The organism is Chitinimonas violaceus (genome assembly GCF_052601015.1).
The window spans coordinates 1-11,871 of the sequence record NZ_JBQXDJ010000011.1 but is presented as its reverse complement, the minus strand read 5'-3'; the positions used below and the strand labels follow the sequence as shown (position 1 = coordinate 11,871).

At 52.9% G+C, this 11,871-nt stretch carries 11 protein-coding genes; 6 read left to right on the top strand and 5 right to left on the bottom strand.

The features are described 5' to 3' along the window. Window positions 1–376: 376 nt before the first annotated feature. The 5 genes from ACUHMQ_RS05665 to ACUHMQ_RS05645 all read left to right on the top strand — a co-directional run bounded on the left by ACUHMQ_RS05665 (window position 377) and on the right by ACUHMQ_RS05645 (window position 6,026). Window positions 377–1,744, top strand: coding sequence for a pyridoxal-phosphate dependent enzyme (locus tag ACUHMQ_RS05665; protein ID WP_445294478.1), 1,368 nt, complete (start codon window positions 377–379; stop codon window positions 1,742–1,744). A gap of 21 nt (window positions 1,745–1,765) precedes the next feature. After that, on the top strand, window positions 1,766–2,917 hold the full coding sequence (locus ACUHMQ_RS05660; RefSeq protein ID WP_445294477.1) for a trans-sulfuration enzyme family protein: 1,152 nt from the start codon (window positions 1,766–1,768) through the stop codon (window positions 2,915–2,917). 33 nt (window positions 2,918–2,950) lie between these two features. Next, complete coding sequence (locus ACUHMQ_RS05655) at window positions 2,951–3,736, top strand: transporter substrate-binding domain-containing protein (RefSeq protein WP_445294476.1); 786 nt, start codon at window positions 2,951–2,953, stop codon at window positions 3,734–3,736. Between the two features lie 53 nt (window positions 3,737–3,789). Beyond that, window positions 3,790–4,446, top strand: a complete 657-nt coding sequence (locus ACUHMQ_RS05650; protein ID WP_445294475.1) for an amino acid ABC transporter permease — start codon at window positions 3,790–3,792, stop codon at window positions 4,444–4,446. 308 nt (window positions 4,447–4,754) lie between these two features. Further along, window positions 4,755–6,026, top strand: a complete 1,272-nt coding sequence (locus ACUHMQ_RS05645) for an HAD family hydrolase (protein WP_445294474.1) — start codon at window positions 4,755–4,757, stop codon at window positions 6,024–6,026. A 144-nt stretch (window positions 6,027–6,170) separates the two neighbouring features. Here the strand turns inward: ACUHMQ_RS05645 and ACUHMQ_RS05640 are convergent, their stop codons facing one another. The 4 genes from ACUHMQ_RS05640 to ACUHMQ_RS05625 form a co-directional block, all read right to left on the bottom strand. Then, complete coding sequence (locus tag ACUHMQ_RS05640) at window positions 6,171–6,971, bottom strand: transporter substrate-binding domain-containing protein (protein ID WP_445294473.1); 801 nt, start codon at window positions 6,969–6,971, stop codon at window positions 6,171–6,173. A gap of 205 nt (window positions 6,972–7,176) precedes the next feature. After that, on the bottom strand, window positions 7,177–7,692 hold the full coding sequence (locus ACUHMQ_RS05635; protein WP_445294472.1) for a DUF3455 domain-containing protein: 516 nt from the start codon (window positions 7,690–7,692) through the stop codon (window positions 7,177–7,179). Window positions 7,693–7,885: 193 nt separating this feature from the next. Continuing rightward, on the bottom strand, window positions 7,886–8,656 hold the full coding sequence (locus tag ACUHMQ_RS05630; RefSeq protein WP_445294471.1) for an arylamine N-acetyltransferase family protein: 771 nt from the start codon (window positions 8,654–8,656) through the stop codon (window positions 7,886–7,888). 129 nt (window positions 8,657–8,785) lie between these two features. Next, entirely contained in the window at window positions 8,786–10,279 is a 1,494-nt protein-coding gene (locus tag ACUHMQ_RS05625) for an AMP nucleosidase (protein WP_445294470.1), read from the bottom strand. A gap of 294 nt (window positions 10,280–10,573) precedes the next feature. On the opposite strand from ACUHMQ_RS05625, the gene ACUHMQ_RS05620 reads away from it, so the two are divergent. Then, a complete protein-coding gene (locus ACUHMQ_RS05620; RefSeq protein WP_445294469.1) occupies window positions 10,574–11,347 on the top strand; it encodes a hypothetical protein in 774 nt (257 codons plus the stop codon). 10 nt (window positions 11,348–11,357) lie between these two features. Here the strand turns inward: ACUHMQ_RS05620 and ACUHMQ_RS05615 are convergent, their stop codons facing one another. Next, complete coding sequence (locus ACUHMQ_RS05615; protein ID WP_445294468.1) at window positions 11,358–11,603, bottom strand: cysteine-rich CWC family protein; 246 nt, start codon at window positions 11,601–11,603, stop codon at window positions 11,358–11,360. Window positions 11,604–11,871 lie beyond the last annotated feature (268 nt).

The window sequence follows — 11,871 nt, the reverse complement described above, 5'->3', positions numbered from 1 at the left end:
CACTACCGGGTACGGCTAGTCTTGCCGGCTGTGCGCTTCGTTAGGGCCTATACGATCTTGCTGCGTAGCCGTGATCGGGGCTTATGTGCTGCTCGAAAGCCCCCAGAAGGAGTTCGCAGCCTCATGTACATATATGTCTCCGGTTCCTGCGCTGCTTGGTACTCTGCTGACGGCTGCTCGCGATAGATCGCAAACAGGTTCTTAGATGGGTATTGATCGTAATTGGGGGTAAGTCTGTGCTTTATATAACCAATGGAAATTTTAAGATGAATTAATACAACTAAATTGTTATACACACCTGAGATTACACTGCGCTTTCTCACCAAGGCAGCCAACACAGTCGGCGCCTGCTCTATGGAATTGGATGAGGCATACCATGTCGTTTGATCCGTTGCTTGGCCTGATCGGCCAGACACCATTGCTTAAGCTTTGCAAGCTTGATACCGGCCCCTGCGAGTTATTTGTCAAACTGGAGAACCAGAACCCTGGCGGTTCGATTAAAGACCGTATCGCCCTGACGATGATCGAGGCGGCTGAGCGTGATGGCCGTTTGCGGCCTGGTGGCACCATTGTGGAAGCCACTGCGGGTAATACCGGTCTGGGTTTGGCGCTGGTGGCTGCACGCAAGGGGTACAAACTCAAGCTTGTCGTGCCGGACAAGATGAGTCTGGAGAAGATATTTAACCTGAAGGCATTGGGTGCGGAGGTGATCATTACCCGCTCTGATGTGTGCAAAGGTCACCCCCAGTATTACCAGGACTATGCTCACCGGATTGCGCAGGAAACCCCGGGTGCCTATTACATCGACCAATTCAATAACCCGGCAAACCCCGATGCGCATGAGCACGGTACTGCGCCGGAGATCTGGCAGCAGATGGGCCATGAAGTCGATGCGATTGTGGTTGGGGTAGGGTCCAGCGGTACGCTGACTGGCCTGAGCCGTTTCTTCAAACGTGCTGCGCCACAGGTGGAGTTTGTGCTGGCCGATCCGGTCGGTTCGATACTGGCCGACTATGTGGAAACAGGCAGTTACGGCAAGGCAGGTAGTTGGCGCATCGAAGGGATTGGTGAGGACTTCGTGCCCTCTTTGACCGACATCAGCTCTGTCACCCAGGCAATGCGGATTTCGGACGATGAAAGTATCCAGACCGCCCGCAGCCTCTTGGAAGTGGAAGGCATCCTGGCGGGGTCGTCCAGTGGTGCATTGGTTGCTGCAGCATTGCGCTACTGTCGTGCCCAGACGACCCCTAAGCGGGTTGTCACCTTCATCTGCGATAGCGGTAACAAGTATTTATCGAAGCAGTTCAACGATGGCTGGCTGATTGACCAGGGACTGGTGAAGCTGCCCCAACAGGGCAACCTTGTGGATTTGATTACCCGCCGGCACGACAAGGGCGCCACCGTGACTGCCAAGCCGGACGAAACCCTGGCGGATATCTATGCCCGTATGCGTCGCCATGACGTGTCGCAACTGCCCGTGCTTAGTGGTGCGGCAGAGGTGCTGGGTATTATCGATGAGTGGGATCTGATGCGGGCGATCCATGACAAACCGGAGAATTTTCACCTGCCTGTACACAAGGCGATGATTACCGACCTGCAGATTTTGTCGCCCGATGATTCCACCGAGAAACTGCTGAAAATCTTCAACGATGGTCTGGTGGCCATTGTTGTCGACCGTGGCCGTTTCCTTGGTCTGATCACCAAGTCCGATCTGATTAACCACTGGCGGCAACGTTTGCGTTGATGCCTTGTAAGGATGTCCAGCATGTCACATCAATTCGATACCCTGAGTGTTCACGCCGGTTATGTGCCCGATGCCACCGGCGCGGTCATGCCGCCTATCTATATGAGTTCGACCTATGCCCAGCGTGCGCCTGGTGAGCACAGCGGGTACGAATATGCCCGTAGTGGCAACCCTACGCGCGGTGCCTTTGAAAAAGCGTTGGCTGAGCTTGAAGGCGGTGCGGCGGGCTTTGCTTTCGCATCTGGTTTGGCTGCAATGTCCACGGTGTTGGAGCTACTGGATGCCGGTAGCGAGATTGTGGCGCTGGACGATCTTTACGGTGGTGCTTGGCGTTTGTTTGAACGGGTACGTAACCGCAGCGCCGGTTTGAAGACCCGTTATGTCGCGCCGGACGATCTACCTGCGTTATGCGAGGCGGTGACGCCGGCTACGCGCCTGGTATGGCTGGAACTGCCTACCAATCCATTGCTCAAGGTTGCTGACTTGGCTGCGGTTGTTGAAGTGGCCCATTCGGTAGGAGCGTTGGTGGTGGTGGATGCCACCTTTGCTACCCCGTATCTGTTGCGACCGCTCGAATACGGCGTGGATATCGTGCTTCATTCGGTCACCAAGTATTTGAATGGCCACTCGGATGTGATCGGCGGTGCTGCCATCGTACGTACCCCCGAATTGGCTGAGCGCCTGGGTTACCTGCAAAACTCTGTTGGTGGCGTGCTTGATCCGTTTTCCAGTTTCATGGCAATACGAGGCCTGCGTACCTTGGCGCTGCGTATGCAAAGGCATAGCAGCAATGCCCAGAGTGTGGCGGAGTGGCTTGCGGTACAGGGTAGCGTTGAGCATGTCGCCTACCCGGGCTTGCCCAGCCATCCTCAGCACGAGTTGGCAAAGCGTCAGTTCCCACGCGGTTATGGTGGCATCGTGAGCGTTTGGCTGAAGGCTGATGATGCCGGTGTGCGCCGGTTCATTGCGGCGCTCAAGGTGTTTACCTTGGCCGAGAGTCTGGGTGGGGTGGAAAGCCTCTTGAATCTGCCTTGGGCTATGACTCATGCCTCTATCCCTGAGGCGGATCGTGTCCGTCGCGGCATCACACCGAATCTGCTGCGCTTGTCTGTGGGGGTGGAGCATATCGATGACCTGATCGCCGACCTGCGTGCGGGCTTTGCCGCTATCTGATCATTGCCCACTTTTCGCGAAAGAGAACACATCATGCACAAACGAACTTTCCTGACAGCGTTGTTGGCAATCGGCCTTGGGGCTACGGCTTCCGCTACGGATCTGCTTGATACCGTCAAGGCTCGCGGAACGCTGAAGATTGCCCTTGAAGGTACTTATCCTCCCTTCAGTTTCAAGAATGCCAAGGGAGAGCTCGATGGGTTTGATGTGGAGACTGCCCGGCTGCTGGCCAAGAAGCTGAACCTGAAGCCCGAGTTTGTCACCATTGAGTGGAGCGGCATTCTGGCAGGGCTTCAGGCAGGAAAGTACGACATCATCATCAATCAGGTGGCGGCAACCGAAAAGCGCAAGGAAGTGTTCGACTTTACACAGCCTTACACTTTGTCCAGTGCACAGCTGATTGTCCGCAAGGATTCCAGCCAAAATTACAAAGGCTTGGCCGACCTTAAGGGCAAGAAGCTGGGCGTAGGGCAAGGCAGCAACTACGCGGAGCTTGCCAAGGCAGTGGAGGGGGTGCAGGTAAAGACCTACCCAGGTGCGCCCGAATACCTGCAAGACCTGGCATTGGGACGGTTGGATGCCGCTTTGAACGACAGCCTGTTGATTCCGTACCTGATCAAGCAGACCAAGTTGCCGTTGAAAGGAGGCGCTGCGGTTGGCAGTGTGGCAGGCAGCGCTATTCCGTATCTCAAGGGTAACCCTGCTTTTGGTGCGGCGCTTGATAAGGCGCTTTCTGACGTTAAGGCTGATGGCAGCTTTGCCCGCATTTCGAAGAAGTACTTCGACCGTGATGTGAGTAAGCCGTTAGCGGGAGCTTGAAGGGCCTGATAACGGTCTGCGTTTTCCTGATTTGCTGAATCCTAGAAATTTCCATGCTTGATCTGCTCAACTTGCTACGTGATGCCTTGCCTGTTTTGCTTACCGGAACAGGCTGGACGATGACTTTCGCTTTAGCCTCCATGGGGGGCGGAATGGTCGTGGCTACGTTGGTTGCAGGGTTGAGGCTGCTTGGGCCGGCGTGGCTGGTCTATCTGCTGGGCCTTTACGTCAGCGCTTTCCGCGGAACGCCTCTGCTGGTGCAGGTCTTTGTTATCTACTACGGCTTGCCCAGTGTGGGAGTACAGCTGGAACCCCTACCTGCCGGTGTGTTGGCGTTGAGTTTGAATGCCGGTGCCTACCTTGCGGAGAGTCTGCGTGGTGCAATTGCCGGTGTACCTCCTGGCCAATGGGAAGCGGCTGCCAGTCTGGGCCTGCGTCGTAGTCAGGCGCTTCGCTACATCATCGCGCCACAGGCGCTACGTCTGGCTGTACCCAGCCTTGGCAATACATTGATCAGTCTGATCAAAGACACGTCGCTGGTGTCGGTGATTGCCGTAACTGAGCTGATGTTGGCTACCAAGGAACTGATCTCCACGACCTTCCAGCCACTGCCGCTCTATTTAGCTGCCGCCGCTATCTACTGGGTACTCAGCGTGGGTCTGGAGCGTGTACAGCGCACGCTTGAACGCCGGTTGGCACTGCCTGGTTAGGGCGTGTTCTCTCCTCGTCATTGTTGTTCGGTTACAACAATGATGCTTCCCTCAAAGCTTACCTGCCTATTGCCATAAGCCTGGACCTGCGTCACTCAAGCTACAGACGCTTGGGCCAAGTAGATTGGTGTGTTCAGGTCTTTGCTCATTCAATTCAATATTTCCCAATGCATGTCCCGGGTTAAAACATCGCTACCTATCCCTTGTTTCAACAGAAATTGGGGGAAACAGGCTTTGGACGCGTGCCAGTCCATTCCACTATGCTGAGAAGCCTTCTCAGTTGGCACATATAATTTTTAGGGGAAAGAATGCAACGTCGTACTCTACTCAAGGCACTGGGCGCCACAACCGTATTGGGTGCACCTATGGTTAGCGAAGCGGCAAAAACTCGTCACCAACTGGCTCAGCCCCTTGATCCGGCACGCTGGTCTGATTTCAATCTGGATACGATCAATCAGGTTCTGAAAGAAGCCGGTAAGGGCAGCGCCAATTACAACTCCAAGAAAAAGCCTTATGCGGTATTCGACTGGGATAACACCTGCATCATGAACGACTGTGAAGAAGCGTTGATGATGTATCAAATCAGCAATCTTCAATACAAGCTGACGCCAGAAGAGTTTGCCCAGGTTGTACGCCAGGACATTCCCAATGGGGCATTTGGCAAGACCCATCTCACCGTCGATGGTAAGCCGGTGAAGATGGAGGACATGGCTGCTGATCTGGAATCGGACTACCGCTGGATGTACGCCAACTACAAGGGGTGGAGCGGTTCGATGACATTGGAGGAGATTCATCAGAGCCCTCAGTTCCAGGATTTCCGTGCCAAGCTGTTCTTCACTTACGACGCTGTCTGTGACGTCTACCCGATTGAGATCGGGTACAAGTGGATCATCTATTTCTATAAGAATTTCACAACGGCCGAGCTGCAAGCTATGGCCGAGGCGTCGAACGATTACGGCCTGGGCGACGCCATGCGTAAGCTCAAGCTCGTGAGCCCCGAGCAGTTGCCCGGTAAGGCGGGTGTTGTTGCCACCAGTTTTTCCACGGGGATACGCATCCACGATGAGATGCGCAATCTGATGACCACGCTGCGGGCCAATGGTATCGATGTGTATATCTCTACCGCATCTATCGACGACGTGGTGCGTGTATTTGCCGGCAACTCGAAGTATGGCTATCACGTGCCGCCCGAGAACGTCATAGGCCTGAAGTTGGAGATGAAAGACGGTAAGTACGACAATGTCTACAGGCAGGGGTGGCACTTCAACTGGGGGCCAGGTAAGACGACCGGGATCAAGAATATCCTGGTCGCAGCCAAAGGTTATGGTCCGCTGATGGTGATGGGTGATAGTGATGGCGATGCCTGGATGATGCGCGATTTCGACGATACCAAGCTGGGTATTATCGTCAACCGCCTTAAGGGGGGTGAGATTGGCGCCAACAGCAAGAAAGCGGCAGATGCCATTGGCCAACCCCATGCACGTTTCATTTTGCAAGGACGCAACGAACATACTGGCGTATTCATGCCTGATGAAAAAACCTTGAAGTTCGGTAAGGCTGAAACCAAGCTGTTGACTTGATAGGTTTTAAGTACCTACTCATGGTTTTTCGTAAGTAGATAGGCAGTTAAATAAAAAGAGGCGCTATATATGGCGCCTCTTTTTATTTGAAAGTAATTAACTCAGTGCAGGATTATTGCGCCTAAAGTAATTAGCTATCAGTAATCAGCTCTGGATACGGAATATCCGGGTAAGCGGCGTGGCGCTGGTTGGGCCAAACCAGCGATTGAAGATCCTATCTGCATCGCCATTGCGTTCCATCTCGCTCAATGTATCGTTAATCACACCGAGTAAGCGCTTCTCGCCTTTGAAGACAGCAATACCATAGGCTTTGACAGAGACGGTAACCGGGCTGATTTCATATTGCTGCTTGTTTGGCATTTTACTAAGTTTGCTAACCAAAATACCTTCGTCATAGGTAACAGCTTCGATTTTCCCTTGTTGAAGCGCCTGGAAGGCTTCGTCAATATCGGCAAAGCCAATGGTCGATGCGCTAGGTAGCTCTTGCTTGATGGTTTTCTCTGAAGTGGTACCGCGGACTGCGCCAATAGTTAATGCTTTGGCGTCGCTCATATCTTTGATTTTCCCAACCTTGGCGACGAACTTCTGTCCGGTGACAAAGTAGCCATAGCTGAAGTTGACCAGCTTTTCCCTTTCAGATGTCTTGGTGAAAGCGGTCAAGATATCAATCTTGTGGTTGTTCAACGCCGCAACACGCTCTTCAGCATCCAGTTCAAGCACAACGGGTTTTACGCCCAGCTTCTTGGCGATGGCGAATGCAAAATCGACGTCATATCCAGATATCGACCCATCCTTGTTTTTAATTCCGAAAGGAGGGTCAATTACCACACCTACCGTCAAAACGCCTTTGCTTTTGATGGTATCAACCATATCGGCCTGGGCAGTTAACGATGCCAACAAGCCCATTACCATCAGGCCATGCATGGTCGATCTCGTGAATTTCATTTTGCCTACCTCTAAATAGACGAACAGTACGCGGGTCAGGGGAAAGAAGAGCGAAGCCGCGAGGATTGGATTGGGAGTTTTCAGGTGGTCAGAAAGTGGGTTCGTGATTTAACGTTGGGGGCAACTATAGGCGGATCCCAAGTAAAAAATCCAGCCTCAGTTGGATTCCTTGTCGGTGCTTAGCTTGTTGCCCGGGTGGTAGACCTTACTCGTAGAAATAGTAGGTCGCTGTATAAGGCACACGGACGACCTTTTTCAGACTGCCCGCATTGCATGCTTCCGACGGTGCAATACCACCGACTGTGTCCACACGCTGGATACTCTTGGTTCTGGCGAAAACGCCGGAGCCAGTGTTGGCTTTGGCGCTCAGCAGCAGCCAGGGGATGGCAGAAGCGTTCGGGCCAGGGTCCTTGGCAGCCAACTGGGCGACGATAGTGCTGCCGTCTGGTGCTTCCCACGTCGGGCCCGCGTAGTGCTTGCCTAGACTCTTTCTGGTACGTGAGAGCAGCTTGGCCTCTGGGAACTTGAAAGCCCATTCGTAAGTGCCATCAGCCTTCTGGCTGCATTCGTAGATTTGTACGCCCTCTCCGGCCAAGGCTTCGAGGGTGAGGACCTGGCCAGCTGGGGGATTCAGTGCAGCAGGAACCTTGGGTGGGGTGGTAGCGCAGGCAGCTAAAATGGCTGGAATGACGACGACGAGGGGCAGGTAGGCTTTGGACATTGATTTCTCTGTTTCGTGATTAGTGACGGGGGTACACGTCAGCATAGAGATGTTGGATAGTTACCACATTGTGTATTCAGCACAGCCTTGTGCTGGCCAGATTTGGTGAGAAATCTGCTATTGCCAGTAGGGTACAGAGCCTGCTGCAGGGGTACCGCCATCAAGCCGGAATTCGGTTGGGAGGACGTTGGTTTCAGTCTGGCCATACCAGATTGAATCTATCCTTCAGACTAGCTTTGTAAGCAGACGAATCGACAGTTTGTTTGGTTACTGTACTGCCGATCACAGTTTTTAACATATCGCCAACTAGAATAGTTCGCCCACTTTCATTGTGTTGGACGACCAATAATTGCTTTACAAATAACGAATCCGGGTGGGTTGAATTGAAATGATTGGCAGGCGCAAAGTCAACCCATTCATGATGCGAAAGATCGAATGAGTATTGATCCAACCATTCATCTTCTATGCGTGCACGTAATAGATAAACACGTTCATCTACCTTGCTAAGCATATAAGTATCGAAATCTTGTTGAATTTCGGTATTGAGTGTATCTAGCGAAATAGGTGCTCGAATACCTGTGCTTCCAAAGCCCAGGTCAAATAGCCATGCTTTGCCTTCTATTTGTGCTACCAGGACTAGATGGGTTCTCGGTCGTTGTACTGCTGAAAAGATAGGACGGGCAGCAACAAACTGATATGGAATACCAAGGTTTCTAAGCACAATTGAAAAAAGACCATTGACTTCATAACAGTAGCCACCGCGGCGGTTATAAATGATCTTCTCGACAATATTCTCCGGTATTAGCGAGATCGTCTTTTTTGCCTGGACATCCAGATTTTCAAATGGCACCGTAAATAACTGCTGCCGCATTATTTTGGTAAGCGTATGGATATCGGTTTTGACTTCACCGGTAAAGCCAATTCTGTCGAAGTAGTGTTCAAGCGAAAAATTGTCGGCGTTCATCTTATGATCTTTGTTACTGGATAGTGCAGGGAATACCTGTACAGCGGGGGTTAAGCATTGTTTGATGGAAAGAGTACCCATGGAGGTAAAAGTACTACCTCATAGGTAATCGCTGGCAGTGTACTTAATTCATTGGAAGGCAACTTCCGCAAAACTCCGCAATTTACGGCTATGCAGCTGTTCCACGCCCAGTTCTCTCAGTAGCTCCATCGCTCGGATGCCAATCCGCAGATGCTGGCCTACCCGCTCGCGATAAAAGTGGTTGGCCATACCCGGTAGCTTGATTTCGCCATGCAAGGGTTTGTCGCTGACGCAAAGCAACGTGCCATACGGCACCCGAAAGCGGAAGCCATTGGCGGCAATCGTAGCGCTTTCCATGTCCAGTGCAATGGCGCGGCTTTGGCTGAAGCGACGCTGCGGGGTATTGCCTGGCAGTAGCTCCCAGTTGCGATTGTCGGTGCTGGCGACAGTGCCGGTACGCATGATGCGCTTGAGTTCTGCGGGGGGCACCTGGGTGACATCCGATACAGCTGTCTGCAACGCGACTTGGATCTCTGCCAATGCCGGAATGGGCACCCATAGTGGTAGGTCTTCATCCAACACATGGTCTTCGCGTACATAACCGTGGGCGAGCACATAGTCGCCAAGCTGTTGCGTAGTACGCAGGCCAGCGCAATGGCCCAGCATGACCCAGGCGTGGGGCCGTAATACGGCGATATGGTCGGTCATTGTCTTGGCATTGGCAGGGCCAATACCGATGTTGATCATGCTGATGCCGCTGCGGTCTGCACGCATAAGATGGTAGGCGGGCATTTGCGGCAAGCGTGGCGGTGCCTTGCCCAGTTCGTCGCCTGGCTCAATTGCTAGACCAATGCGGCGGGTGATCACATTTCCTGGTTCGACAAAGGCGATGTATTCACTATTGGGGTCAGCCATCGCTTCGTGGCCAAGTCGGACAAACTCGTCGATGTAAAACTGGTAGTTGGTAATAAGAATAAAGTTCTGGCAATACTCGGGCGCCGTGCCTGTGTAGTGGCGAATTCTGTGTAAGGAATAATCAACGCGTTGCGCAGTAAAGAGGGCGAGCGGTTGTGCGCCACCTGGTTCGGGCTCGTAAGTGCCGTTGGCAATGCCGTCGTCCATGGCGGTCAGATCGGGCAGGTCGAACAGGTCCCGCATCAGCTGGCGGCGCTCGGCACTGAGATTGCCTTCGATATGGTCGTGTTCGGCAAACGAGAAATGCACGGGTATGGGCTGATTACTCGTGGCGACTTCCAGTTCGCAATCGTGGTTTTGCAAAAGGAGATCGAACTGGGCCAGGTAGTAGTCGGAAAACAGGTCGGGTCGGCTCAACGTGGTTTCGTAGTGGCCTGGGCTGGCAACAAACCCGTAGCTGAGGTGGTTGTTGTCTGGTGGGGTGAGACGGGCATTGCTTCTGCTGTGCACGCGTACGCACGGATAGCATGCGCGTACATGGCCGGAAGGATTTTCCCCCGCAACATAACGCTGCATGGCGTTACGTAGATGCTGGATACTGTTGTTGTAGATCTCACGAACCCGTGTAAGCGCCGCAATGGGGTCTCGGTAACGTGCCGGGGCAATGAAGCTTGGTTGGTGTGACATACTCATCCTTATGGGTTTGTTTGTTGTGATGAGGTGATTACGTCGATGGTAGCTGGCCGGCCTATGGTAGGCGAGCGTTAGTATGTGGAATCAGGGCGGCCGTATTTGTATAAAGACATACTGTATCGACTTCGCCTAGGCCAAATTGTTCAGATCGGTGTATAAGAACCAGCTGAACGTCATAGAACCTGATGAACATGAAGTACTGAGCTTTAAAATCTCTTTGTGAATGCGGAGCAGTAAGCTGGAGTTGAGGTTCTAGAATACCCCCTGGTCAAATGTCTATTTGAGCATATGCATACTCATTCTGATGCGGCTTATGCCGCAGCCCAAATTCTGGCTGCCCGACGTTTGCGAGGTGAGGTCGGGCCGCGTTTGCCCGAGCCATGCCGCCCCAGTACCTTGGAAGAAGCGGTGATGGTGCAGTCCGCGGTTACCCGCGAGATGGATGCCGAGGTCGGTGGTTGGAAGTGCGGTTTGCCTACGCCCGATCGTATTGTGGTGGCGCCTATCTACAGTCATACCATTCAGCGTAGCAACCCTTGTCCAATTTGGTCCAAGGGAGGACATGCGAGGGTGGAGCCGGAGTTTGCCTTTGTGTTTGGCAAAGGTTTACCGGTTCGTGATTTGCCATATACCTATACAGAAATCGATACCGCGATTACACGCACCCATCTGGCGTTGGAATTGATAGCCAGCCGTTATAGCGATCCGGCCAGCGTCAGCTTTCCAGAAGCATTGGCAGATGGTCTGGTGAACCAGGGTTTATTTCTGGGGCCGGAAGTGGATAGCGAGTTGGCCCAGCAGACCAGCGAAGTGCACTTAAAGCTAGCAGATGCCTGCGGCCCGATAGAAGAATATCCAGGCCGTCATCCTAATAACCTGCCACGCTTGCCGTTGTATTGGCTGGTCGAATATTTGCGTAGCCATGGTCAGGCTATCCATGCGGGGCAGGTGGTGATAACTGGCTCTTACGCTGGGGTGCTGACTTTGCCGCTGGCTCAGGATCTGACGATTGACTACACCGGGTTGGGGTCGTTGCAGGTGCGTTTTGAAGCGTTGGGCTAGTAGGCATCACCTAAGCTTTATCGCCAAGGGCTGTAGGCGTATTCCCAGTATCTGCTGATGTCTCGTTCATCGATGTAGCACAGCGCGGGCAGATGCAAGCCTGCTCCTGTAATTCTGTAGCAATTCTGGCCAGTGTCGCTGGGGCAAATTTGATTTCACGGCACCAGCATGAGGCTGCCATGTCGCCTGTCTGAGCAAGCGCACAGGAGTTGGGCCCTCCACATAACGGACAATGGTGATGACGCTTCACTTGCATGGCTAAATGTAGATAGTTTGGTTATCGGGCAACATATGGTAAGTCTTTATCCGCGTGGAATTGGGAGCTGGCTACATAGTGCTGACAATTGCCTGGGATAGACGTTTCTTCAGTATGATGATCTTGTTTACGATGAACAGTTTCTTAGATGTTTAGTCCCACAGTATGCTGGTCTAATCTTTAGCCAGCTACGAAAGGATGAGCTATGGGACAGGTTCTACATGGAAGCGCCACAACGACACCGGCAACCCGTCGCGCGATACAACAT

Bases quoted from the DNA above. Each gene is read 5' to 3' on its own strand.
- ACUHMQ_RS05665 (WP_445294478.1), top strand. From the start codon at position 377: ATGTCGTTTGATCCGTTGCTTGGCCTGATCGGCCAGACACCATTGCTT.
- ACUHMQ_RS05660 (WP_445294477.1), top strand. From the start codon at position 1,766: ATGTCACATCAATTCGATACCCTGAGTGTTCACGCCGGTTATGTGCCC.
- ACUHMQ_RS05655 (WP_445294476.1), top strand. From the start codon at position 2,951: ATGCACAAACGAACTTTCCTGACAGCGTTGTTGGCAATCGGCCTTGGG.
- ACUHMQ_RS05650 (WP_445294475.1), top strand. From the start codon at position 3,790: ATGCTTGATCTGCTCAACTTGCTACGTGATGCCTTGCCTGTTTTGCTT.
- ACUHMQ_RS05645 (WP_445294474.1), top strand. From the start codon at position 4,755: ATGCAACGTCGTACTCTACTCAAGGCACTGGGCGCCACAACCGTATTG.
- ACUHMQ_RS05640 (WP_445294473.1), bottom strand. From the start codon at position 6,971: ATGAAATTCACGAGATCGACCATGCATGGCCTGATGGTAATGGGCTTG.
- ACUHMQ_RS05635 (WP_445294472.1), bottom strand. From the start codon at position 7,692: ATGTCCAAAGCCTACCTGCCCCTCGTCGTCGTCATTCCAGCCATTTTA.
- ACUHMQ_RS05630 (WP_445294471.1), bottom strand. From the start codon at position 8,656: ATGAACGCCGACAATTTTTCGCTTGAACACTACTTCGACAGAATTGGC.
- ACUHMQ_RS05625 (WP_445294470.1), bottom strand. From the start codon at position 10,279: ATGTCACACCAACCAAGCTTCATTGCCCCGGCACGTTACCGAGACCCC.
- ACUHMQ_RS05620 (WP_445294469.1), top strand. From the start codon at position 10,574: ATGCATACTCATTCTGATGCGGCTTATGCCGCAGCCCAAATTCTGGCT.
- ACUHMQ_RS05615 (WP_445294468.1), bottom strand. From the start codon at position 11,603: ATGCAAGTGAAGCGTCATCACCATTGTCCGTTATGTGGAGGGCCCAAC.